25 protein-coding genes are annotated in these 23,851 nt (G+C 60.3%); 14 read left to right on the top strand and 11 right to left on the bottom strand.

Going from position 1 to position 23,851, the window contains the following annotated elements; genetic code table 11:
* The first annotated feature begins 18 nt into the window (after window positions 1-18).
* The 6 genes from RI101_14510 to RI101_14485 all read left to right on the top strand — a co-directional run bounded on the left by RI101_14510 (window position 19) and on the right by RI101_14485 (window position 3,952).
* Window positions 19-300, top strand: a complete 282-nt coding sequence (locus RI101_14510; protein ID MEC4891260.1) for an RHS repeat domain-containing protein — start codon at window positions 19-21, stop codon at window positions 298-300.
* A 10-nt stretch (window positions 301-310) separates the two neighbouring features.
* Window positions 311-538 carry a hypothetical protein gene (locus RI101_14505; protein ID MEC4891259.1) on the top strand — a complete coding sequence of 76 codons (228 nt, stop codon included), beginning with the start codon at window positions 311-313 and terminating at the stop codon, window positions 536-538.
* A gap of 17 nt (window positions 539-555) precedes the next feature.
* On the top strand, window positions 556-1,782 hold the full coding sequence (locus tag RI101_14500) for an FIST N-terminal domain-containing protein (GenBank protein ID MEC4891258.1): 1,227 nt from the start codon (window positions 556-558) through the stop codon (window positions 1,780-1,782).
* 65 nt (window positions 1,783-1,847) lie between these two features.
* Window positions 1,848-2,219, top strand: coding sequence for an FKBP-type peptidyl-prolyl cis-trans isomerase (locus tag RI101_14495; GenBank protein MEC4891257.1), 372 nt, complete (start codon window positions 1,848-1,850; stop codon window positions 2,217-2,219).
* Window positions 2,220-2,234: 15 nt separating this feature from the next.
* Window positions 2,235-3,329 (top strand): glycine cleavage system aminomethyltransferase GcvT, encoded by a 1,095-nt coding sequence (gene gcvT / locus RI101_14490; protein ID MEC4891256.1) that lies wholly within the window; start codon window positions 2,235-2,237, stop codon window positions 3,327-3,329.
* Between the two features lie 104 nt (window positions 3,330-3,433).
* Window positions 3,434-3,952 (top strand): NUDIX hydrolase, encoded by a 519-nt coding sequence (locus RI101_14485; GenBank protein MEC4891255.1) that lies wholly within the window; start codon window positions 3,434-3,436, stop codon window positions 3,950-3,952.
* Window positions 3,953-4,030: 78 nt separating this feature from the next.
* Here the strand turns inward: RI101_14485 and RI101_14480 are convergent, their stop codons facing one another.
* On the bottom strand, window positions 4,031-4,246 hold the full coding sequence (locus RI101_14480) for a hypothetical protein (GenBank protein MEC4891254.1): 216 nt from the start codon (window positions 4,244-4,246) through the stop codon (window positions 4,031-4,033).
* A gap of 217 nt (window positions 4,247-4,463) precedes the next feature.
* On the opposite strand from RI101_14480, the gene RI101_14475 reads away from it, so the two are divergent.
* The 3 genes from RI101_14475 to RI101_14465 all read left to right on the top strand — a co-directional run bounded on the left by RI101_14475 (window position 4,464) and on the right by RI101_14465 (window position 6,777).
* Window positions 4,464-5,054: a mismatch-specific DNA-glycosylase gene (locus tag RI101_14475; protein MEC4891253.1), complete on the top strand. Its 591-nt coding sequence runs from the start codon at window positions 4,464-4,466 to the stop codon at window positions 5,052-5,054.
* 131 nt (window positions 5,055-5,185) lie between these two features.
* Window positions 5,186-5,833, top strand: a complete 648-nt coding sequence (locus RI101_14470; GenBank protein ID MEC4891252.1) for a hypothetical protein — start codon at window positions 5,186-5,188, stop codon at window positions 5,831-5,833.
* A 164-nt stretch (window positions 5,834-5,997) separates the two neighbouring features.
* Window positions 5,998-6,777: an enoyl-ACP reductase gene (locus RI101_14465; GenBank protein ID MEC4891251.1), complete on the top strand. Its 780-nt coding sequence runs from the start codon at window positions 5,998-6,000 to the stop codon at window positions 6,775-6,777.
* Between the two features lie 105 nt (window positions 6,778-6,882).
* On the opposite strand, the gene arfB is transcribed toward RI101_14465, so the two are convergent.
* The 4 genes from arfB to gcvP form a co-directional block, all read right to left on the bottom strand.
* The gene (gene arfB, locus RI101_14460; GenBank protein ID MEC4891250.1) at window positions 6,883-7,317 is read right to left on the bottom strand and encodes an alternative ribosome rescue aminoacyl-tRNA hydrolase ArfB; all 435 of its coding nucleotides are present in this window, start codon (window positions 7,315-7,317) and stop codon (window positions 6,883-6,885) included.
* Window positions 7,318-7,397: 80 nt separating this feature from the next.
* Entirely contained in the window at window positions 7,398-7,622 is a 225-nt protein-coding gene (locus RI101_14455) for a hypothetical protein (GenBank protein ID MEC4891249.1), read from the bottom strand.
* 180 nt (window positions 7,623-7,802) lie between these two features.
* The gene (locus tag RI101_14450; GenBank protein MEC4891248.1) at window positions 7,803-8,384 is read right to left on the bottom strand and encodes a hypothetical protein; all 582 of its coding nucleotides are present in this window, start codon (window positions 8,382-8,384) and stop codon (window positions 7,803-7,805) included.
* A 41-nt stretch (window positions 8,385-8,425) separates the two neighbouring features.
* A complete protein-coding gene (gcvP, locus tag RI101_14445) occupies window positions 8,426-11,320 on the bottom strand; it encodes an aminomethyl-transferring glycine dehydrogenase (GenBank protein ID MEC4891247.1) in 2,895 nt (964 codons plus the stop codon).
* 181 nt (window positions 11,321-11,501) lie between these two features.
* Here gcvP and RI101_14440 point away from each other — a divergent pair, with 181 nt between their 5' ends.
* The 4 genes from RI101_14440 to RI101_14425 all read left to right on the top strand — a co-directional run bounded on the left by RI101_14440 (window position 11,502) and on the right by RI101_14425 (window position 16,944).
* On the top strand, window positions 11,502-13,172 hold the full coding sequence (locus RI101_14440; GenBank protein MEC4891246.1) for an FAD-binding protein: 1,671 nt from the start codon (window positions 11,502-11,504) through the stop codon (window positions 13,170-13,172).
* Window positions 13,173-13,244: 72 nt separating this feature from the next.
* Entirely contained in the window at window positions 13,245-13,919 is a 675-nt protein-coding gene (locus tag RI101_14435; protein MEC4891245.1) for a response regulator transcription factor, read from the top strand.
* Window positions 13,919-15,322 (top strand): heavy metal sensor histidine kinase, encoded by a 1,404-nt coding sequence (locus RI101_14430; GenBank protein ID MEC4891244.1) that lies wholly within the window; start codon window positions 13,919-13,921, stop codon window positions 15,320-15,322. Before RI101_14435 ends, RI101_14430 begins: the two co-directional genes overlap by 1 nt.
* Window positions 15,323-15,447: 125 nt before the next feature.
* On the top strand, window positions 15,448-16,944 hold the full coding sequence (locus RI101_14425) for a DegQ family serine endoprotease (GenBank protein MEC4891243.1): 1,497 nt from the start codon (window positions 15,448-15,450) through the stop codon (window positions 16,942-16,944).
* A 52-nt stretch (window positions 16,945-16,996) separates the two neighbouring features.
* On the opposite strand, the gene purU is transcribed toward RI101_14425, so the two are convergent.
* Both purU and rimO read right to left on the bottom strand, forming a co-directional pair.
* Window positions 16,997-17,863, bottom strand: coding sequence for a formyltetrahydrofolate deformylase (gene purU, locus RI101_14420; GenBank protein MEC4891242.1), 867 nt, complete (start codon window positions 17,861-17,863; stop codon window positions 16,997-16,999).
* A 52-nt stretch (window positions 17,864-17,915) separates the two neighbouring features.
* Window positions 17,916-19,334, bottom strand: a complete 1,419-nt coding sequence (rimO, locus tag RI101_14415; GenBank protein ID MEC4891241.1) for a 30S ribosomal protein S12 methylthiotransferase RimO — start codon at window positions 19,332-19,334, stop codon at window positions 17,916-17,918.
* Between the two features lie 83 nt (window positions 19,335-19,417).
* Between rimO and RI101_14410 the strand changes: the two genes are divergently transcribed.
* A complete protein-coding gene (locus tag RI101_14410; GenBank protein ID MEC4891240.1) occupies window positions 19,418-19,954 on the top strand; it encodes a gamma carbonic anhydrase family protein in 537 nt (178 codons plus the stop codon).
* Window positions 19,955-19,979: 25 nt separating this feature from the next.
* On the opposite strand, the gene RI101_14405 is transcribed toward RI101_14410, so the two are convergent.
* Genes RI101_14405 through hslU form a run of 4 tightly spaced genes read right to left on the bottom strand, consistent with a single transcriptional unit; the run spans window position 19,980 to window position 23,846 of the window.
* On the bottom strand, window positions 19,980-20,669 hold the full coding sequence (locus RI101_14405) for a hypothetical protein (protein MEC4891239.1): 690 nt from the start codon (window positions 20,667-20,669) through the stop codon (window positions 19,980-19,982).
* Between the two features lie 11 nt (window positions 20,670-20,680).
* Entirely contained in the window at window positions 20,681-21,523 is an 843-nt protein-coding gene (locus RI101_14400; protein ID MEC4891238.1) for a M28 family peptidase, read from the bottom strand.
* A gap of 11 nt (window positions 21,524-21,534) precedes the next feature.
* A complete protein-coding gene (argB, locus tag RI101_14395) occupies window positions 21,535-22,428 on the bottom strand; it encodes an acetylglutamate kinase (GenBank protein MEC4891237.1) in 894 nt (297 codons plus the stop codon).
* 20 nt (window positions 22,429-22,448) lie between these two features.
* Window positions 22,449-23,846, bottom strand: a complete 1,398-nt coding sequence (gene hslU, locus RI101_14390; GenBank protein ID MEC4891236.1) for an ATP-dependent protease ATPase subunit HslU — start codon at window positions 23,844-23,846, stop codon at window positions 22,449-22,451.
* Window positions 23,847-23,851 lie beyond the last annotated feature (5 nt).

Here is a 23,851-nt window from a genome sequence, read left to right as displayed (position 1 = left end):
GGTGATGAAAGACCTGTGATGAAGCAGATGGCGTTCTCAAAAGCCCTGATGGTTGTGGCCTGCGTGCTGATGCTCTGTGCGTTAGCGCCGACGCTGGCGGTTGCTGATCAGGCGCAGTATATCTATGACGACTTGGGCCGGCTGTCGCAGGTGATCGACGGGCAGGGAAACGTCGGGACCTACACGTACGCCGCCGTCGGGAATCTGCTGTCGGTTACGCGCAACACTGGCGGTGTTGGCGTGCTTGCGTGGCTTGCAATTTCGCCGCCCCTCTCGTTATTCTGCGACTGGCTATGGTGAAGGAGGGCGCATGAGCGATTATCAAATCGGCGGCGGGTTGCGGCTGCTCACGGCCATTGAAAAATCCGAGGCCTTTGCCGAATTTGTGAAGACCCGGCTGGTTCGTGCCCTTGAAACGGAAGATCCGACGGAATTGCACTATTTGTTGGCGCAATTGGACGATTACCATTCGTACATGTGGCGCTATTATAAAAAATTGGCCAGCGATCGATCCGAGCGCATGAACCCCGGCGTGTAACGGCCTCTTCGACTGCCATGGCTAGTTTCTCTTCCACACCTCTGCCGTCCAGCACCCCCTTTCAATTTGCGTCGGCGGTCAGCCGGAGTGCCGATTCCGAAGCGGCCGCTCGGGATCTGGTCGATGCAATCAGGGCGAAGCTTGGCGGCGTGACGCCGGACTTGGGCTGTCTATTCTTCTCGTCTCACCACATATCCCGGGCAAACGTTCTGGCTGACATGGTTGTGGATTCACTTGGCGTGCGTGTGTGTATCGGCTGTAGCGGCGAAGGGGTGATCGCCGGAGCGGAGGAGCTGGAAACGGCTCCGGCTGTGACGCTCTGGACGGCCTGTCTTCCCGGTGTGACGCTGACCCCCGTGCGGCTCTCCTTTTCTCCCACCCAGGATCAGTTTTCGCTGGTGGGCTGGCCTGAGGCCGGGGGGATCGATTCCACATTTCTTCTGTTTGCCGATCCGTTTACGACGCCGATGCAAGAGGTGTTGTCTCTGTTGGAAGAGCGCTATCCCGGCACCGCTGCGCTCGGCGGGCTGTCCGGGGGCGGGCAGGATGCCGGAGAAAATCGCCTGGTCATGGGGCGGGAGGTCTATGAAAACGGTCTGGTGGGAGTGCGCATCTCCGGGCCGGTGGAAGTCCGCCCGGTGATCTCACAAGGCTGCCGGCCGATTGGGGAACGGTATGTGGTGACCAAAGCGGAACACAATATGGTGCATGAGTTGGGTGGGACCTCCGCGCTGGACCGGCTGCAGCATGTGTTTGAATCGCTCGGGGGCGAGGACCGGCAGCGGGCGCACCGGGCGCTCCACATCGGCATCGTAATTGATGAGCACCGGGACCATTTCGAGCGCGGCGATTTCCTCGTCCGCAATCTGGTCGGGGCAGACCAGACGACCGGCGCGGTGGCCATCGGTGATGTGGTGCAGGAAGGGCAGACGGTGCAGTTCCATCTGCGCGACGCCAAGTCGGCCAGCGACGATTTGAATGTGCTGCTCGCGGCCGATCGCATGGGGCACCGGAATCCACCGTTAGGCGCGCTGGTGTTTAGCTGTTGCGGCCGTGGGCAGGGGCTGTTTGGCCGGCCGCATCATGATTCGGGCATCCTGGCCGAGCGGTTGGGTGGCATCCCGGTGGCGGGATTTTTTGCCCAGGGGGAAATCGGTCCCGTCGGAGGACGCAATTTTCTGCATGGCTATACCGCCAGCATGGCGCTCTTTGCAGCACCGGCATCGAAATCCGGAACGAAGTAACTCGTGAGGGTGTGGAGACGCCTACGAGAGTGAAGGTCATTCCATCTTTGGACGCGGGAGGCACTATGAGCGGAAGTGAGTCATCGGCAACAGGCGGAGAGGAGATCGTGACGTCGTCCGGTCTTCAGTACATCGACCTGGTGGTGGGGACGGGCGAGGTGGCGAAGGCTGGTCAGACGGTCTCGGTGCATTATACGGGCTGGCTGACGAACGGGACGAAATTCGATAGCTCGGTCGATCGCGGCCAACCCTTCTCCTTTCCGCTCGGCGCCGGGCGGGTGATCAAGGGCTGGGATGAAGGGGTGCAGGGGATGAAAGTCGGCGGAAAGCGGAAGCTGACGATCCCGGCCAATCTCGGCTATGGCCCTCGCGGGGCCGGTGGAGTGATCCCTCCGAACGCGACGCTGGTGTTCGATGTCGAATTGCTGGGCGTGTAAGGGCGGATGACTCGCATGAAACAGACGCCGCTCATCGCACACCATCGGGCTGCCGGCGCGAAGCTCGTCGATTTCGCCGGCTGGGAAATGCCGATTCAGTATTCTGGGGTCATCGACGAGTATCAGACCGTGCGCCGGAGCGCGGGGTTGTTCGATGTGAGCCACATGGGACGGCTCATGGTGTCCGGCGTCGGCGGGCTGGAGTTTCTTCAGTCGGTGACCACCAATGATGCCGGGAAATTGGCGGTCGGCCAGGCACAGTACTCCATGGTCTGTAACGACCGGGGTGGGATCCAAGACGATATCTTCGTCTATCGCCTCAAGCCGATGGACTATCTGTTGTGTGTCAACGCGTCGAATCGTGAAAAGATTCATACGTGGCTGCAGACCCAACCCCGGGCCACGACCGTGGTGCTCGAGGACCATTCCGACCGGCTGGCGCAAATCGCGATTCAAGGCCCCCGGTCCAGAGACATTCTTCTCGCGCTTGGCGGCGAGGCGATCAGGACCCTGAAGCTCCACCACACGTGTGACGCCGTGCTGGGCTCCATTCCGACCCTCGTGGCCAGAACCGGATACACGGGGGAGTTGGGGTATGAGCTGTACGTGCCGGCCGATCACATCGGGGTATTGTGGGAGCGGATTCTGGAGCAGGGTGCCTCGCAGGGCGTGAAGCCCGCCGGCTTAGGATCCCGCGATTTGCTCAGGCTGGAGATGGGCTATCTGCTCTATGGCAACGATATCGGCGAGGACACGACGCCGATCGAGGCTGGGGTCGAATGGACGGTGAGTCTGGAGAAGGGAGAATTTATCGGTCGCGCGGCCTTGCTGGCACAGAAGGAGCGAGGACCGGCAACACGGTTTGTCGGGTTTGAATTACTGGAGAAAGCGGTGCCCCGGCACGGCTTCAAGATTCTCGATGCCGTCTCCTCCCAGGTGATCGGTGAGGTGTCGAGCGGCAACCTGTCGCCGATTCTTCAAAAGGGAATCGGGTTGGGCTACATTCCGACGGCACAGGCTGCTGTGGGGACGCCACTCACCATTGATATCCGCGGGAGAGCGGTTCCCGCCCAGGTGGTGAAAACACCGTTCTACAGGCGCAAGGCATAGCCTTGCGCAGGCCCGAGGCAATAGGCTAGAGGAAAGCAGATGATCATGAACTCCCACCTGCGATTAACCGGTCACCCCTTGCCCCTGGCCTCTCGCCTCTAGCCATGTCAACCAAGAACATTTACACAGGCCGTGTCGTGACGCTCAATATCGATACGGTGCGGCTGCCCAACGGGCTGACGGTCGATCTGGAGACGATCCGTCATCCTGGCGCGGCAGCCGTTGTGCCGATGAAGGACGACGGCACGGTCGTGCTGATCCGCCAATTTCGTCATGCGGCCGGAGGATTCATTTATGAAATCCCGGCTGGCAAATTGAATCCGGGCGAAGATCCGCTGCATTGTGCCGCTCGGGAATTGGAAGAGGAAGCCGGCTATCGAGCTGCGACGTTCTCGCTGCTCTCCAGTATCTTCACGGCGCCCGGTTTTGCGGACGAAGTCATTCACGTCTATAAGGCGACGGGGCTGACGCAGGGCCGGCAGCAACTGGACCGGGATGAAGTGCTGGACGTGATCGAGATGCCCTTGCGTGAAGCGATCGAGAAGATCGAGGATGGCACGATCCGGGATTCTAAGACGATTGTGGGTTTGCAGGCGGTCTATATCAGGGGCGCGATCCGGTAGAGATACTGCCCGAGAGAGCTCCCACTCGAAGCGGGAGCTCTCTCAAGCCAGCTAGCCTCGCCAAAAGCAAGAACGGGATTACTTGCCCTTCTTCTCTTCCTTCTTTTTCTCGTCGCCGAACACGACGTGGCCGCCCTTCTTCTCTTCCTTCTTCTTTTCTTCGGCGAACACCACCACGTGGCCGCCCTTCTTCTCGCCCTTGGTTTCCTTCTTCTCTTCACCGGCGAACGAAGGAGCGCTGAAAGAGATTGCCACCGCGACCGCCATGATTGCCATCAACATGCTCTTCATCATAAATCCTCCCTAAGGTTTAAGAGACTCGTGCCGCTGATCGGGCACTACCCTGTCCTTCAGCAAGCGACATGCCGTGGAGGGGTTGTCCTATTGTTTCTTGTGTTTTCATTGGGTTGCGCGATTCTTCTAATCTAAAAATGAAGGGGAATTCATCCGCTCTCATGTGGCGGATTGGTTAACCATCAACTAAACTGCCTCAACGAGAGGGGGGCTGAGCGTGGCTCAAGAATTTCAGTTGCCGGATCATATTCAACCGGGGATACAAATTCTCTTTGTGGGGATCAACCCAGGGATGAAGTCGGCCGAAACCGGCCATCATTTTTCTGGACCGTCCAATCGCTTTTGGAAATTGCTCTACGAGGCCGGCCTTGTTCCCGAGCCCCTCACATACCGAGATGATTGGCGTCTGCCTGAATGGGGGCTGGGACTGACGAACATCATCAGCCGGTGCAGTGCGGGCATCGATGTGCTGGGACCGGGTGAGTATCGGGACGGGCTGGCCTCCCTCACCAGAAAAGTCCGGCGCTATCAGCCGGGCATCATCGCGCTTTTGGGTGTCACCATCTACCGGACGGTCTTTGGGCAGGGACGTAGGCTGTCGTCTCGTCTAGATCTGGGCATGACGACGAGCCGTCTTGCCGGAACCCCTGTCTTTCTTTTGCCCAATCCCAGTGGCCGCAACGCCCATTATTCCCATGATCAGATGCGAGAGGCGTTTTGCGCGCTTCGTATGACCCGTATTGGGAGAGAACCGCAACCTATTCAATTGGCGTCTCCTGCCAGACGGAGTGACGAAAGCGCTGAGTAGTGTGGCCGAGTGGTGCCGATGTGTGTCTTTCGTACGGCCGTGCATTCTTGCCCCGACATCTTGTCATGGGCAGCGGGCTTGCTGTATAACCCCGTCGTTTTGTCTGGAACGAGTCTTATGCGGGAGGGGTGATGCCTCGGGTTACTGGCGTGATTGGTCTGTCGATCTGTGTTTGGTCAAGTGCGGTCACGTTCGCGGGTGCTCAACCGGCCACGCACGATCTCATTGCCGGATCCATGCAAGCCTGCCACGACGGACGCATCGCCGCAGACCGGGCCGCGCGCGCCGCCTATTTTGAAAAGGGGCAGGCCTTAGGCGAACAGGCCGTGGCAGCCGATGAGCAATCGGCGGATGCCCACTTTGCCTTGTTCTGCAATCTCGGCGAACTCATGCGCATTGACGGTGAAATGAGTTTGTCCTCCATGTTGGGCTTTCGCCGCATGATGAAAGAACTTGATCGGACCCTCGCCCTGGCTCCCGGCCACCTCGATGCGCTGTCGGCAAGAGGGACGCTGCTTGTACGGTTGCCGTCCCTTTTGGGTGGCGATCCGGACAAGGGCGAGCAACTGCTGCAGCATGTGATTCGACAGGAGCCGCAGGCCGTGAACGCCCGGATCAGCCTCGCCAAGAGTTATTGCAAGCGCGGGCGCCATTCCGATGCCCTCCAACTGGCCTCAGAGGCCTTGGCCCTCGCGCAAACGCAACAGCAAGACGACTTCATTCCCGAAGCGGCCAAAGTCGTGGCGCAACTGCGCACGATCGGCAACAAAGGCAACTAGCCTCGCCCTTCCCCCGTTCCCTTCTAGAACCGATCGATGAATCGTGCTATCTTTGCAATCCAGAGATCGTTGTTCGTATAACATCGTTCGTCTCTCGTATGGGCAGACGCGTCACGAGAGCCGTTTCGCATGAAACCAGCACGTTGTTAGGAGAGCATGTGGCTATGCTATTGCAAGGCAAGAAGGGACTCATCATCGGCGTCGCCAACAAACACAGTATTGCCTGGGCCATTGCCCAGTCGGCGGCGAGCCAGGGCGCGCAACTGATGTTCAACTATCAGGGTGAGCGGTTGAGGGAAAACGTCGAAGAGCTTGTCGCCACATTGCCGGGCGCCAAGGCGTTTCCCTGCGATGCCGGCGATGATACACAGATTGCTGCGCTGATGGACAGTGTGGGCAAAGAAGTCGGCCAGCTCGATTTCCTGGTCCACTCCATTGCCTTCGCCCCGCGTGAAGAGCTGACCGGTCAATTCGTCAATACGACCCGGCAGGGGTTTGCTACCGCATTGGACGTCAGCGCCTATTCTCTCGTGGCCTTCACCCGCGCGGCGATGCCTCTCATGGCGAATGGCGGGTCCGTGGTCACGCTGAGCTATCTGGGTGCAGAACGGGTGGTGCCCCATTACAACGTCATGGGTGTGGCCAAGGCGGCGCTCGAAGCCTCCGTGCGCTACCTCGCCAACGACTTGGGGCCCAAGAACATTCGGGTGAATGCCATCTCAGCTGGGCCGATCAAGACCCTCGCTGCCCGCGGCGTGTCCGGAATCAGCAAGATGGTCGATCATCACAGAGAGTTTGCACCGCTCCGCCGCGCCACCGAGCAGGGAGAGGTGGGCGATACGGCGTTATTCTTAGTCAGTCCGCTCGGCCGTGGGATTACCGGCGAGGTGATCTACGTCGATGGCGGGTATAATATTTTAGGATCATTGGCCTCTGTAGACTGACGTGCAGCGCTCTTCGCGAGAAATGCGGGACTGGCGGGAAATGGGTGAGAGGCTCAGGCAAAGTCAGGGCACGTCGCGCTTCTCCCGCCCTTCTCGCGCGAGGGCTCACTCAAGCGTGCCTCGTAGCGCTTTCAGCCGTCCCTGCTTTTTCTTGCTCTCAATCCGCCGGTTCTGAGACCCCTTCGTCGGCTTTGTGGCTTTCCGCTTTTTGCGCGGGATTGCCACACTCTGAATCAACAAGCAGAGCCGCTCCAGTGCATCCTCACGGTTTCGCTCCTGCGTGCGGTGCTGCTGCGCCTTGATCGTAATCACCCCATCCTCTGAGATCCGGCTATCGCGCAGCTTTAGCAGCGCGTCCTTGTAAAACGGCGGCAACGACGACGCCGTGATGTCGAATTGCAAATGGATGGCGGTGGAGACCTTATTGACATTCTGTCCCCCCGCCCCCTGGGACCGCATGGCATGGAGATCGATTTCTGAATCGGGGATGATGACATGTGAGGAGATGTGCAGCATGATGGCGGAGTCTACTCCAGTCACGCCGATCTCGCCATTGGGGATGAGTCGAGAACGTCTATGATCGTTTGGCAGACTGACCTGAGACGAGGAGAGAGGAATGCCTACTGCAGTTCCGGTACGCGATCGATGATGCGCAGCCGCACCTCGTTGCCGAGCTGAATCTGCACCATCTTGGTGGCCAAGCTGGCGCGGATTTGGGTGACGTCATCGACGGTAAATTGGAGTGTGCCGCCGCAACGCTCGACCAGGTGATAGAGCAGCAGGGTGGTGAGGTAGCTGACTTCCTCGTCGTTCGCATGTTCGCTGAAATTGAGAATTTGCGGCATGATCGTACAGCCTCTCCATCAATGAGCGCTAGTTATCGCCGAATTGAGAGTTGTTCGACAATGCCTCAAAAGATGGGGGTTCGCAAGCGACACTTTTGTACAATGGAGAAGGCTCCAGCCAACAGTGTGAGGAAGTTATTGGAAGCGGGGCAGCGGGCAACCTGATCGAGACAGATCCCCTCAGCGTGAGGGCGTACTTTCGGTTACAGGCGTAAATTGCACGTGATCAGCCAGCTGATCGAGAAACACCTGGGCTTCACGTTGTTCCTTTTGTGGCCGTCCGTGCAAAAAGAGAATACCCTGCTGCGCCGGCCCGAGGACGGCCACGCCCCGGCCTGTCAGAGTACCCGCGACATAGGACGCCGTCAGTCTGTTCCCCTGGCGCGTCACCGCTCCCACCGGCTCGAAAACGAGGTTATCGGTAATGGGTTGAGGCTCTCCCAGCAAGGCCATCAGGTCGTCTTCTGTCTGGTTGAGTGTGGCGAACACGAGCACGAACCCGGTGTCTTTTTCTGAGACCAGGAGAATGGCTGCCATTTCATCGAGCTCTTCGCCGCGCCAACCCTGAGGAATTGGAAATGAGGCGGTGCCACCGGGAGCGCGGACGCGCATGCCGGCTTTGTAGGTGTGTCCCGCCGCCGGTTCTGTGACGGAGGGACCGCTGCCACTCTTCGGCGCCACAGACTCGGCAAAAAGGTCGTGTCCGCTCATGGCAATGACGAGGGTGAGAAGTGTCAACAGCCTGAGGGGGTGAGTCATCATCGTTGCACCTGGAGCTCGAGACCGATCTGGATGGTGACTGGTTACGATTGATAGCTCTCAGTCGGCGGACAGGTGCAGACCAAATGGCGGTCGCCATAGGCCTCATCGATGCGACCGACGCTCGGCCAGAATTTATTGCCCTTCACCCATGGCGTCGGGAACGCCGCCTGCTCTCTGGTATAGGGTCGAGTCCATTCGGTGGCGACGACGGTAGCCGCGGTGTGGGGGGCATTTTTGAGCAGATTGTTCGTGCGGGGCTGCCGCCCATCGATGATGTCTTGGATTTCCGCCCGGATAGCGATCATCGCCTCGCAGAAGCGATCCAGTTCCGCTTTCGATTCGCTTTCGGTCGGCTCGATCATGAGCGTGCCGGCCACCGGGAATGACACGGTCGGCGCGTGGAAGCCATAGTCCATCAGCCGTTTGGCCACATCCATGGCTTCGACTCCGGAGGATTCTTTGAAGGGGCGGAGGTCGAGGATGAACTCATGGGCTACGTGTCCGGTGACGCCGGTGTAGACGATAGGATAGTGTTTCTCTAATCGTTTGGCCATGTAGTTCGCATTGAGAATGGCGACCTGCGTGGCGGTTTTCAACCCGTCGCGGCCCATCAGGGCAATATAGACCCAGGAAATCGGCAGAATGCTCGCGCTTCCGTAGGGCGCCGCGGAAACCGGTCCGATTGAGCCAGGCCCCCCCAATCCTGTAACGGGATGGCCGGGGAGAAACGGGGCCAGATGGCGGGCGACGCCGATCGGGCCCATGCCCGGTCCGCCTCCGCCATGGGGGATGCAAAAGGTCTTGTGTAAATTGAGGTGGCAGACATCCGCGCCGATATCGCCAGGCCGGCAGAGTCCCACCTGGGCATTCATGTTGGCCCCATCCATGTAGACCTGGCCGCCGTGGGTGTGGACGATCTGGCAGATGCGCCGCACATCAGCCTCGAACACGCCGTGGGTCGAAGGATAGGTGAGCATGAGCGCCGCCAGTTTTGCGCGATGCGCGGCGGCTTTGGATTCGAGATCGGCGACGTCAATATTCCCCTGCTTGTCGCAGGCCACGACGACGACGGTCATGCCGACCATCGCGGCGCTGGCCGGGTTTGTCCCGTGGGCTGAGACGGGGATCAAGCAGACGTCGCGATGCGGCTCGCCCTGTGCGTGGTGGTAGGCGCGAATCACCATGAGCCCGGCATATTCGCCCTGGGAGCCGGCATTCGGTTGGAGCGAGACGGCATCAAAGCCAGTGATTTCAGCTAGCCAGGCTTCCAGTTGATGAAAGAGCTTCTGGTAGCCCTTGGTCTGGTCGGCTGGGGCAAAGGGATGCAGCTGCGCGAATTCCGGCCAGGTCACGGGCAGCATTTCCGCTGTGGCGTTCAGTTTCATCGTGCAGGAGCCCAGTGGAATCATGGAATGGGTGAGGGAGAGGTCTTTGGCCTGCAATCGGTGCAGGTACCGGAGCATTTCATGTTCCGAATGATACCGGTGGAAGATCTCATGCGTCAGGTAGGGGCTGGTTCTTGCCAGCTTGGGCGGATAGCTGACCGTGAGCCCCTGAGACAGATCGGCGATCGTGAACGGGAGCCGTTCCTGGCCCGCAAAGATCTCCAGCAGAGTGCGCACCTCTTCTTCGGTGCTGACCTCATCCAGCGAGAGGCCGATGGCGCCGTCCTCATAGGGGCGGAAATTGAAGCCGCGTTCATGCGCTCTCGTGAGAATGGATTGGCTGTGACTATGCGGGAGACGGACACGGAGAGTGTCGAAGAAGATCTCCGGGCCGACATCGAATCCGAGGCGGCGTAATCCGTCCGCCAGGAGGAGCGTCAATCCATGGATGCGTCTGGCAATCCGGCGCAGCCCCTCAGGCCCATGATAGACCGCGTACATGCTGGCCATAATCGCCAGCAGGACTTGGGCTGTGCAGATGTTGCTGGTCGCCTTCTCCCGGCGAATATGCTGTTCGCGGGTTTGGAGGGAGAGCCGATAGGCGGGTTTGCCGGACACGTCTTTCGACACGCCGACGATGCGGCCCGGCATTTGGCGCTTAAATTCATCCGTGGTCGTCAGAAATGCGGCATGCGGCCCGCCGAAACCGACCGGAACCCCGAAGCGCTGGGTGGACCCGACGGCAATATCCGCGCCGATCTCTCCCGGCGAGCGCAGCAGGGTCAGGGCCAGCAGGTCAGTGGCCATGACGACCAGCACGCCCGCGCCATGCGCGCGCACAACGAGGTCACCCACATCGCCCACGTAGCCGTCGGTCGTCGGGTATTGGAGCAGCAGGCCGCACAGATTGGGGTTGGCCACGTCGATCGAGGCGGTGGGGCCCGTGTGAATCACCATGCCCAGCGGTTCCGCTCTGGTTCGGAGGACGGCGATCGTCTGCGGATGACAGTCCTGCGAAACGAAAAACTCCTTCCGTTCCTGGCCCCTCGCCCGCGCGATGCTCAGGCACATGGCCATCGCCTCGGCGGCGGCTGTGGCCTCATCCAGCAGGGAAGCGTTCGCCAGTGGAAGGCCGGTGAGGTCGCCGACCATGGTTTGGAAATTGACCAACGCTTCGAGCCGGCCTTGGGAGATCTCTGCCTGATAGGGCGTGTATTGGGTGTACCAGCCGGGGTTTTCCAGGATATTGCGTTGGATCACGCCGGGGGTTACGCAATTGTAGTAGCCCATGCCAATCAGGGAGCGGTAGACCCGATTATGGGATGCGATGTGCTTCAGATCCGCCAGGACGGCCTGCTCTCCCCGATGCGGCGGGAGATTGAGCGGCGTATGGAGCTGGATATCTTTGGGAACGGTCACGTCGCAGAGGGCCCTCATGGAGGGCAGCCCTATCGTGGCCAGCATGTCCTGGATGTCGGCTTCTGTCGGGCCCAAGTGCCGGTGAAGAAAGTGATCTGTCGATTGAAGAACATCCGGCTCGGGCGGTGTCATCCTCGTGCCCTCTTGATCATGTGGGTGGCCTGGAAGCGATTTTGATTGGGCGGCAGAGTACCATGCTGTTGCCCTATTTCCAAGATGTTCTTCCCCCGTGCCGGATGACCTTGCGCTCCCTCAGAGAGTCCGGTAAGTACTGTGCTTGGCGGAAGTCCTCGGTCTTATGAAAGCAGATCGGATGGCCGTTCAGAGACCCCACATGCATGACCTGCTGATCGTCGGGGCCGGCTTGGCCGGCATGCGCGCCGCCTTGGCGGCACCGGCTCATCTCGATGTCGCGCTCATCTCGAAAGTCCACCCCGTCCGGAGCCATTCCGTGGCCGCTCAAGGGGGCATCAATGCGGCGCTCGGGGAGAACGACTCCTGGGAAGCGCACGCGTTCGATACGGCCAAGGGCGGCCTCTATCTCGGGGATCAAGATGCCATTGAAGCCATGTGCCGCGAGGCGCCGGAGGATATCCTCGAACTGGAACGGATGGGGGTGATATTCAGCCGTGACGCGCAGGGCCGCATTGCCCAGCGTCCGTTCGGGGGAGCCGGCTTTCCGCGCACCTGCTATGCCGCCGATCGCACCGGGCATGCGCTCCTGCACGCACTCTATGAGCAGATCCTCAAGCGGCGGATCGCGGTCTACGAAGAATGGTATGTCACCGCGCTTATTGTCGAGGATGGCGTCTGCCGTGGCGTGATTGCCTGGGATCTGCTCCGCGGCGGATTGCAGCAAATTCAGGCCAGAGCGGTCATTCTGGCCACGGGAGGAAGTGGGCGGGTGTTTCTCACCAGCACGAACGCGGTGATCAATACCGGCGATGGGATGGCCCTGGCCTATCGGGCCGGTGTGCCCTTGATGGATATGGAGTTTGTGCAGTTTCATCCGACCACGCTGAGGGATACCGGGATTCTCATCACCGAAGGCGCGCGCGGGGAAGGCGGCTATCTGCTAAATACGCTCGGGGAGCGGTTCATGAAACGCTATGCGCCGGAGCAGATGGAACTGGCCACCCGCTCGACCGTGTCGCTGGCGATCGGGCAGGAGATTCTCGAAGGCCGTGGCGTCGAGGGTTGCGTGCTCTTGGATCTCCGGCATCTCGGCCGGGCGAAGATTCTTGAGCGGCTGCCCCAAATCCGGCAGTTGTCGATCGAGTTTGCCGGGCTCGATCCGGTGGAAACGCCGATTCCGATTAGACCGGGCGCGCATTATCAGATGGGCGGGGTTCGGACGAATGCGTGGGGCGAGACGTCCGTGCCAGGCCTGTTCGCCGCAGGCGAATGCGCCTGTGTGAGTGTGCACGGCGCCAACCGGCTGGGCGGCAATTCGCTCTTGGAAACCATTGTGTTTGGCAGACGGGCCGGAGTAAAGGCGGGGGAATATCTGAGGGGGATCGATCAGGTGCCGCTCTCCGCCTCGCACCTGGCCGGCGAAGAACGCCGTGTGCAGACGCTGCTCTCTCAGCCGGGGCGTGAGCGGTCTTGGCAGATTCGCGATGCGCTTGGCCAGGTGCTGAGCACGAATCTCGGCATCTTTCGCACCAAGGACTCGATGACGGCGGCGCGGGAGCAGGTGCGTGCGCTCCAGCAGCGCGCGGCACAGGTCTCTGTGGAGGATAAGGGGCGGGTATTCAACAGCGAACTCATTCAGGCGCTGGAGCTGCAATGCTTGGTCGAGCTGGCTGGGACGATTGTGGCCGGGGCGCTGGCCCGGGAAGAAAGCCGGGGGGCGCACTACCGGTCCGACTTTCCTGCGCGCAACGATGCGGCATGGCTGAAACACACGATGGCCTCCCGAACTCCGGATGGCCCGGCCCTGTCGTACGCCCCGGTGACGATCACGCGTTTTCAGCCGAAATAACGAGCCCCTGCCCCAACGGCCAGACCGAGATTGCCGTCCACAGGTTTGGTATAATCAGCGCCTAGCGGGGTGATGATGCGAGTGCTGGTGATTGAAGACGAAACCAAAGTCGGCTGTTTCATCAAGCGGGCGCTTGAGGAGGAGAGCTACGCCGTCGATCTCTGCGAGGACGGGGCCAAGGGGCTGGAGATGGCGCTGGCGACGAACTACGATTTGATCATCGTCGATCTCATGCTGCCGTCGATGTCGGGCATGGAGATTCTGAAAGCCATTCGCCGCGAGCGGATTCAAACGCCGATGATGATTCTCACGGCCCAGTCCCAGGTGGACCAGCGCGTGAAAGGGCTCGATGCCGGCGCCGACGACTACCTGACCAAGCCCTTTGCGATCGATGAGTTGCTGGCGCGGGTGCGCGCGCTCCTTCGCCGGGGCTCCACCGAAAGTCCCGGCATTCTGCAGATCGACGATCTGGTGTTGAACCCGGCTACTCGGGAAGTCACGCGCGGAGGACAGCGGATCGACCTCACGTTGAAGGAATACGCCCTGCTCGAATATCTCATGCGGCACACCGGGCGTGTGCTCACGCGGCCGATGATTTCCGAACATGTGTGGAATCAGGACTTCGATACGTTCACCAACGTGATCGACGTCTACGTCAACTATCTGCGCAACAAAATCGACCGGGGCCGGGCAAAGAAACTCATCCATACGATCCGCGGCAGCGGATATATGCTAAAGGCGGAATAATGCCGCTGCGTGTTCGGCTCACTCTCTGGTACGGCAGTACGCTAGCGCTCGTGCTCATCATCTTCTCCGTGGTTTTGTACAGCGTCACCGCACGGAGTCTCCGCGACGAAATCGATCAGGCGCTGGAGGAAACGGCGACCGCCGCCGTCCGCTCTCTGGAAGAGCGGGGGTTTCTGCCACTGCTCGATGAAGAATCGCTGCTCTCGCAGTTTCCCGAACTGGCCCGCATCGACAAGTTCTTTCAGATCTTCAGCCCGTCCGGCACGATCACGATTCGCTCCCCCAATATCAAGCAGCATGAATTGCCGCTGAGCCGCTTGGCGCTCGATGCCAGCATTACCGGGAAGACGATCTTCGAGTCAGCTCGCTATCCCAAGGAGCCTCCGCTCCGGCTCATCTCGATGCCGATCATGTACCGCGGGAGCCTGCTCTACATCGTGCAAGTCGGCACGTCGATGAAATCGATCGAGGATACCTTGCAGCGCCTGCTGCTGGTGCTCGTCGTGACGATGCCCATTGCCCTGGCGGCATCCCTGGCCAGCGGCTGGTTTTTGGCCGGCCGGGCGTTGCGTCCCGTGGATGCGATCACGCTGGCGGCGCAGCGCATTGCCGCAGGGGATCTCAGCCAGCGCTTGACGGTCTCGACGTCGCCGGACGAGATCGGCCGGCTGGTGCATACTTTCAACGACATGATTGGGCGCCTCGATGTCTCGTTCCGGCAGATTCGCCAATTCAGCAGCGATGCCTCGCACGAACTTCGCACGCCGCTCACGGTCATGAAGGGCGAGACGGAGCTGGTGCTGCGCCGGCCCCGCCCGCTCGGCGACTATCAGGCGGTGCTCGAAAGCAATCTGGAAGAAATCGACCGGATGACGCACATCGTCGATGAATTGCTCTTTCTCTCTCGGGCCGACATGGGGGAAGTGAAAATGGACGCCGTGCCGGTCGATCTGGAATCGCTGGTGGAGGACATCCATCGCCAGGCGAATTTGCTGGGGCAGGACCGCCAGATCGACGTGGTGTTGGGCACGGTGATGCCGGCCGCCGTGCAGGGCGACGAATTGCGGCTGCGCGAACTGCTGCTCAATTTAGTGGAGAACGCCATCAAGTATTCCCACCCCGGCGGGAAAGTGCAGGTCTCCTTGGTCACGGAGGGCGCACAGGCCCGGTTGTCGGTCAGCGACCAAGGAATCGGGATCGCTCCCGAGGACCAGCGGCGCATCTTCAATCGGTTCTTCCGGACCGATGCCGCCCGAGGCCATACGAAGAAAGGCACGGGCCTTGGGCTGGCGATCTGCACCTGGATTGCGGAATCGCACAAGGGCCGGATCGACGTCACGAGCCAGCCGGGCGCCGGCTCCACGTTTACCGTCACGCTCCCGCTGGCGCCCCAGGCTGCTTAGCGACTTCTAATTCGCCCTTAATCCTCCTCTCATCGCCGACTGGTAGCCTCTTCGTATTCTTGTCTGATCGTGTGGTGCACTCATTTCATCTTTTAAAGTGGAGGGGAGAATTTATGAGACCACGTATGCGAAACACAGTCGGCTCCATTGTGGCTCTGACGGCAGTGGGTGCGGTGTTACTGTGGGGCGGCCACTCATTGCCTTCTTCTCTTGCGTCCAGTGGACCGCCGGTCAGTGTGAACCAGGGTGCCTTGTCAGTGGCGCCGGCGTCCAATGGGTTTGCCGAGGTGGCCAAGGCGGTCACGCCGGCCGTCGTGAACATTACCACTGTGACGGGCGAGAAAATTTCTGAAGGGCGGACTGTGCCGGATGAATTGCGGGAACGCATGGAGGAGTTTTTTGGCGGACCGGGAGGTCCGTCAGGCCCGCGCGGATTCCGTGGGCCTCAGGGGCCCGGCGAGCCGCGGGAGCATCGTGGTGGCGGCCAGGGCTCAGGAGTGATTGTGTCGGCCGATGGCTATGTGCTGACCAACAATCATGTCATCGAGGGTGCGCGCGAGGTGACAGTGACCCTTCCCGATAAACGGGAATTCAAGGGCAGGATTGTTGGGGCCGACCCGAAAACGGATTTGGCGGTCGTGAAAATCGACGGGCAGAATCTTCCGACGGTGCTGTGGGGAGATGCCACCAAGCTGCAAGTCGGGGAATATGTGCTGGCGGTCGGAAATCCCTTCGGCCTCAACTCGACGGTGACGCTGGGTATTGTCAGCGCGCTGGGGCGTGGCCGCATGGGGATCACGCAGTACGAAGATTTCATTCAGACCGATGCCGCCATCAATCCGGGCAATTCCGGGGGCGCGCTGGTGAACACGCGCGGCGAACTGGTCGGGATCAACACGGCGATCTTCTCACAGACCGGCGGGTATCAGGGTGTCGGGTTTGCGGTGCCGACCAGCATGGGGAAGCCGATCTACGAAAGTTTGATCAAGACCGGGAAAGTGGTGCGCGGATATTTGGGCGTCGGGATTCAAGACCTCAGCCAGGATCTGGCCAAATCCTTTGGCATCAAAGACGCCAAGGGTGCGCTGGTGAGCGATGTGAAGGAGGAGAGTCCGGCCGATCATGCCGGTCTGAAGCAAGGGGATATCATTCAATCCTATCAAGGAACGCCGGTTGAGGATGCGGTGGCGCTCCAGCGGTTAGTTACCAGGACAGCCGTGGGGGCGAAGGTGCCGGTCACGGTCATACGTGATGGCCGTGAGAAGGAGCTGACGGTGACGATCGCCGAACAACCGGATACGATGAAAATCGCCAAAGCCGAGAAGCCTGAAGCGGACTATGCGTTTGCCGGCGTGGCGGTGCAGGACCTCGATCGGGAGACGGCCAAGGAGTTGGGGATCAAGGGCAAGGCGCAGGGGGTGGTGGTTACCGGCGTCGAGCCGGACAGCGGCGGGGAAAAGGCCGGGCTGATGCCGGGCGACGTGATCCGGGAGATCAATCGTCAGCCGGTAAAATCAGTGAGGGAATTTGAAAAGGTGTCGTCCGCCGTGAAGAAGGGTGAGAACGTGTTGATTCTGATCAATCGCCGGGGCAGTTCATTGTTCCTGACGGCGAAAGTCTAGTCATGCCATTCGAGGGTGAGGCGCGTGCCTCACCCTCAACGTCAGCATCCTGCTAATCGAAGACGACCGTCTTTCTGCCGTAGACCAATACCCGATGTTCGATGTGGCGGCGCACCGCGCGGGCCAGCACAATTTCCTCCAGATCGCGTCCCTTCCTCACCAGATCGTCAACCGTATCACGATGTCCGACGCGGATGACGTCTTGCTCGATGATCGGCCCTTCGTCCAGATCCTCCGTCGCATAATGAGCGGTTGCGCCGATGATTTTCACGCCTCGCTCGTAGGCCTGGCGGTAGGGGTTTGCCCCGATGAAGGCCGGGAGGAAGGAGTGGTGGATGTTGATGACGGGGCAGCCCACGTTCGCGAGAAAGTTGGCGCTGAGAATTTGCATGTACCGGGCCATCACCACCAGTTCCACACGATGTTCCTTCAGCCGTGCGACGACCTGTTCCTCCTGTTGCGGCTTGGTCTCTTTCGTGACGGGATACACCGTAAACGGGATTTTGAACAGTTCGGCCCAGCTGGCGCAGGTGTCGTGGTTGGAGATGATGACGGGCACATCGATGCGCAGCTCATCGCGCCGATGCCGCTGGAGCAGATCGGCGAGACAATGATCCTGTTTCGACACCAGCATGCCGACCCGGATGCGATGGCTGGAATAGTGGACCTCGTAGCGCATGTCGAAGACTTTGGCGATTGGGGCGAAAGCGGCGGGTATCTCTTCCGGCGCCATCTGCAACCCGTCCGTCGAAAACTCCATGCGCATCAAAAAGTCGTTGGTTTCCTCGTCCGTGTGATGGTCCGAGTCGAGGATGTTGCCGCCAAATTCATGGATGAATCCGGACACCCGGGCGACAATGCCTTTGCGATCCTTGCAGTGGATCAGGATGACGATGGATTCTTTGCGATTCGCTGCCATGCGGAGTCGTTCCTTTCATTCGAGGGACAGTCTTGAGCCGATGATGGAATGGCTACGATACGATGTGGCCGACAAGATCATAGGTGGCGGCATCCGTGATCTCGACGTTCACGAGATCGCCCGGGTTCGCTGTGCCGTCATTGATATAGACGACGCCGTCGATCTCGGGGGCCAGCCCTTCATGGCGGCCTTCCAGCAGCAGCGGAGTTTCCTCCGATGGGCCATCGACCAGGACTTCCATGACCGAGCCGATGCGTGCCTGCCCCTGCGCGGCGGCGATGCCTTCCTGGATCGCCAGCAGTTCGTTCCGCCGTTCGTCCATCACGGCTCGTTCAATCTTCTCATCGAGCGACAGGGCGGTCGTATCCTCTTCGTCCGAGTAAAGGAAGACCGCCACCCGGTCGAATTCCCGCTCCGTCACATAGGTCTTCAGCTCTTGGTAGGCCTTGTCGGTTTCACCGGGGAAACCCACGATGAAGGCTGTCCGGAAGGCCACTCCGGGAATACGGGTGCGAATGCGGTCCACCAGCTTGTCAATGGCGGCGCGAGTGCCAAGACGATGCATGCGCTTCAGCATCCGGTCGTTGATGTGCTGGAGCGGCATGTCGATGTATTTGGTAATCTTTTCCTCGCCGGCATAGAGATCGAGCAGGTCATCGGTGACGTGCTGCGGGTAGAGATAGAAGGGCCGGATCCATCGGAGGTCCTTCACCTTCACGAGTTCGCGCAGCAGCGTGGTCAATCCGCCTCGAATCCCCAGATCAACGCCGTAGTTGATCGTATCCTGAGAGATGAGATTGATTTCTTTCACGCCTTCCGCGGCGAGGCGTTCGGCTTCGGCCACGATCGATTCCACTGGGCGGCTGCGTTGTTTGCCCCGCATGATGGGAATGGCGCAGAAGGCGCAGTTGCGATTGCACCCCTCGGCGATCTTCACGTAGGCGCTGTGCGCTTTCCCGAGGCGCAGGCGCGGGGCGTCCGCATCGTAGAGATAGGGAGGCTCGCTGATCCAGAGCCGTTGCTGCCGTTTCTTGGGAGCCAGCAGGTCCCGGCAGATCGTGGCGATCTTGCCGAATTCACCGGTGCCGACCACGCCGTCCAATTCCGGCAGTTCTTTCAAGAGGTCGCCCTGATAGCGCTGTGCCAGACAGCCTGCGGCAATGAGCACCCGGCAGGCGCCTTTCTTCTTCAGCTTGCCATGTTCGAGGATGGTATTGATCGATTCTTGTTTCGCTTCCTCGATAAAGCCGCAGGTATTGATGATGACGACCTCGGCTTTCTTCGGATTGTCGGTTAAGACAAAGCCGTCGCTCACGAGCGTGCCGAGCATCAGCTCCGAGTCCACCTGATTTTTTGAGCACCCCAGGTTGACGAACCCGATGGTTGTTTTTTTGATGGCCACAGCCTTCTTGGCTGGCGGCGATTTTTTGGCGGGCTTCTTCCGGTCAAGCTGGATCAGTGGTGTAGACATTCAGGCAGTCTACGGGACGGTGAAAAATCCTGTCAACTTCGTGCCTCTTGCCCACTGGCCCTCGCCTCCCGTAGAGTGCGGTCATGATTCGCACCTTTCAAGGCATCAAGCCGTCCATTCCGGATTCCTGCTTTATCGAAGACACCGCCGTTGTGATCGGCGACGTCGTCATGGGCGAGGCCTGCAGCGTCTGGTTCAACGCCGTCATTCGGGGAGATGTCCACTATATCCGTATCGGAAACCGGACGAACGTCCAGGATCTCTGCATGCTCCATGTGACCCATGACACCCATCCGCTCATCATTGGGAACGAGGTGACCATCGGCCATAATGTCGTGCTGCACGGCTGCACGATCAAGGATCGTGTGCTGGTCGGCATGGGCGCCATTATCATGGACGGCGCGGTGATCGGAGAAGATTCGGTCGTCGGCGCGGGGGCACTGGTAGTGGAGGGCACGATTGTGCCGCCAAAAAGCCTGATCCTGGGATCACCGGCGAAGGTGAAGCGAGGAGTGACCGAGCAGGAATTGGCCTGGGTCAAAGAGTCGGCAGAGAACTATGTGAAGTATTCCCGCCAGTACATGAGTGACTCCTCAAAGCCGACGGGATTTCGTCCGTAATCCGTTTCGTCTTTCCCGGGTGCCGTTAGCCCAATTTCATCAAACAGATCGGATCCCCCACGAGGGCGGTGGAGTATTGCTGTCGCTCGACGCGGTAGGGGATCTGCTTGCGGTGGCACCAGTCGGCGATCCACACCACTTCTTCCGTCGAGGTGGTGACGAATCCCGGCAGGCTGAGCTTCGGCAAACAGCGATCCACGATCGAGCGTACAATTTTCCGCTGTTGTTCAAACTTACGCGGGTCGAAGGAAACAGGGTCGGCGTTGCCATAGGACAGTGGCGATAAGTCGGGAAATCGCTCCGGATCGTTTAACACACTGACCATCCAGAGATGGTCGAAGCGGTCCTTGGCGGTGGCTGCGTCTTGGCAATGAAATCGCACGGGCAGCGTGCGGCAGGCGCGATTCAATGCAGCTACTTCGGTCCGCCGCAGATTGTAGGGCTCGACCGTGCGGCCCAGCTCCAGCGCTTCGGCCAATAGCGGGGGCAGTTCCGCGACACCGGCGCCCACATAGAGGCTGCGGCCTTGTGGGGGGAGGCGCCGGCAGAGAGCCTGCGCGATCTGTGCGCCAAGCCGTTGGCAGGGCCCGCGTTTAGCCTGCCAAAACTCCTCGCCTCCTTCATAGCAATACACCGGGCCCAGGGTCTTGTAATCCAGGCGAGTAAAGACTTCACGGATGACGCGGCGAATGGAGGGGTGCAGTGTCGTGGGCATGATTCCTCAGGCTAATGGGTGGCCAAGGCGACGACGGTAGCGGTCACGGCCTGGGCCACGGATGAAAGAAAATCGAGATTGAGCGTGTCGATGGTATCGGTGGGCCGATGGTAATGGGGATTTCTGAAATTCGCCGTGTCGGTGACCATGACGGCGGGAACCCCCCGTTCCCAAAAGGCCGTGTGGTCGCTTCTCCTGGTATCGGGGAGCAATTCGCCGTTGCCAGGCACGATCAAGGGCACGATCGGGACCGAATGGCTCATGGCCTGCGCGACTGCGCCGGTGAATGACGCCGAGGCCTCGTTACCGATGACCGCAAGAAAGTTGCCAATGGTAGGGACCGCGACGGGAATGCCCGGCGGGGTTTTCTGCGAACCGTCTAGGTCGCTGGCATAACCGACGCATTCCAGCACGATGGCGCCATAAATGGATTGTCCGGTGGCGGTCAGCTGTGCGGTATAGGCCCGGCTTCCCAAGAGATGCTCTTCTTCCAGGCAAAAGGCGATGAATTGTACCGGGCGAGCCAGTGGAGTCTGGGCCAGCCGGTGGGCGACGTCAAGGAGCACGACCAGGCCGCTGGCGTTGTCATCCGCGCCCGGGGATTCTTCAACGGTATCGTAGTGAGCCGCCACGATGAGCGGGGGCGCGCTGGTGCCGGTTGAGGCCGGCACGGTCGCGACCACATTGTCGTAGGTCTGTCCCCACGCATCAAACGGATGCCGCGCGACGGCGAGCCCCGCGTCTGTGAATAGTTGCGCGAGGCAGTCGCCCGTTTCTCGCAGGGCCTCCGGCGATGTGCGGGGATGGCGTTCCCGCGCGAGTGTGGTGAGATGCGTCAGGAGGTTGCCGGCCACGTGAGGGGCGCCTATGACACGATCTCGGTGCCGATGCCTTTGCGGGTGAAGATTTCCAGCAGCAGGGCATGGGGAATGCGGCCGTCGATGATATGGGCTTTCCCGGCGCCACCGACCAGCGCGTCGAGGCAGGCTTGCACCTTGGGCAACATGCCCTCGCCGATGACCCCCTTTTTCACCATGCGCTGCACATCTTTCCGCGAGACGGTCGAGAGGTGGCGGCTGTTGGCGTCGCGGATGCCTTTCACGTCCGTCATCATCACCAGCTTTTCGGCATGGAGCGAGGCCGCGATGGCGCCGGCGACGAGGTCGGCATTGATGTTGTAGGTATTGCCCTCCCGGTCCGTTCCGATGGGCGCGATGACGGGGATGTAATGGTCTTGCTGGAGTTTCAAGACCAGGCTGGGATCGACGGTTTGCACTTCCCCGACGAGTCCGAAGTCGCCCTGATCGTCGCCTTCAAGGTCTTTGCCCAGGCTTTCCGCCCAGGCTTTGGCGGTGAGCGGGCGCGCCATGATCAGCCCCCCGTCTTTCCCACTGAGTCCGACGGCCCGGCCGCCGTGGCGATTGAGGAGTTCCACAATCTCCATGTTGATTTTCCCGGCCAGGACCATCTCGACGATTTCCATCGTGGCTTCGTCGGTTACCCGGACGCCATGGCGAAACTTGGCTTGGATTCCGAGCCTGGTGAGCATCTTGTCGATCTGCGGCCCTCCGCCATGCACGATCACGGGATTGAGCCCAACGTATTTCAGCAGGACGACGTCTTCGGCGAAACGTTCCTTCAGCGCGGTTTCCGTCATGGCATGGCCGCCGTACTTGACGACGACGGTTTTGCCCCGGAAAGTCCGGATGTAGGGCAGCGCCTCGATCAGCACGTTGGCTTTTTTAATCAATCGATTCATGGGTCACTCCCGTTGCGAGCTTACAGAATGTACCGGCTCAAGTCCTGGTCCTTCACGATGTCTTTCAGACGTTCGCGCACGTAGTTGGCGGTGATGGAAACGGTTTTCTCAGGCCACTCCGGTCCGGCAAACGAAATCTGTTCCAGCAGCCGCTCCATAATGGTAAAGAGCCGGCGGGCGCCGATATTTTCCGTCCTCTCGTTGACCTGGACCGCGAGTTCGGCGATTTCTTCGAGTCCGTCCTGCGCAAACTCGACGGTCAATCCCTCCGTGGCGAGGAGGGCGTGGTATTGCCGGACCAAGGCGCCTTTGGGTTCGGTGAGGATCCGCACGAAATCGTCCTTGGTCAGCGGACTCAGTTCGACGCGGATCGGAAACCGGCCCTGGAGCTCGGGGATCAAGTCCGATGGTTTTGCCACATGGAACGCGCCCGCGGCAATAAATAAAATATGATCGGTGAGCACCGGGCCGTGTTTGGTGTTCACGGTGCAGCCTTCCACGATCGGGAGCAGGTCGCGTTGCACGCCTTCGCGCGAGACATCAGGCCCCGAGGTCCGCTCCCGGCCCGCGATCTTATCAATTTCGTCCAGAAACACAATGCCGGTCTGCTGGACTTTGGCGATGGCCTCGCGCACCACCTCGTCCATGTCGATAAGTTTCTGGGCTTCCTCCTGGGTCAGATGCTTGAGCGCCTCCGCCACTTTCATGCGCCGGTTCTTTTTCTTTCCCGGCATCATTCCGCCGAGCATGTCCTGGAGGTTGCTTTGCAAGTCGTCCAGGCCGCCGATATTCGAGATGACTCCCACGGGGAGGCCCCGTTCTTTCACCTCCAGCTCGACCGTGCGTTCATCGAGCTTGCCTTCGCGCAGCTGCAGCCTGAGCTTGGAGCGGGTTGTCTCGTAGGAGTCGTGTCCGGCCGTGGCGGGGGCGTCGGTGGTGCTGTCGATACTGCTCGGTCGTGATGGCGGCGGCGGAAGCAAGAGGTCCAGCAACCGGTCTTCCCCATGTTGCTCAGCCTTCTGTTGCACGTCTTCGAGGTGCCTGCTTTTCACCATGTTGATGGCCAGTTCGGTCAGATCGCGAATGATCGACTCCACGTCACGGCCGACGTAGCCGACCTCAGTAAATTTCGACGCTTCGACTTTGATGAACGGCGCCTGCGCCAATTTGGCCAGCCGGCGCGCAATTTCGGTTTTTCCGACGCCGGTCGGGCCGATCATGATGATATTCTTGGGCATGACCTCGTCGCGCAGATCCGGTGCCAGTTGTTGCCGCCGCCAGCGGTTCCGCAGCGCGATGGCGACCATCCGTTTGGCGTCTTTCTGGCCGATGACGTACCGGTTCAGCTCCTCGACGATCTGGCGCGGGGTCAGGCTGTTTACATTGACGGGTGCGGTCTCGGTCTTCGTCTGTGTCACGGTCG

The sequence above is a fragment of the Nitrospira sp. genome, from assembly GCA_035968315.1.
Taxonomy (GTDB): Bacteria; Nitrospirota; Nitrospiria; order Nitrospirales; family Nitrospiraceae; genus Nitrospira_D.
The sequence above is the reverse complement of the archived record's forward strand: the minus strand, read 5'-3'. Positions and strand labels throughout refer to the sequence as shown.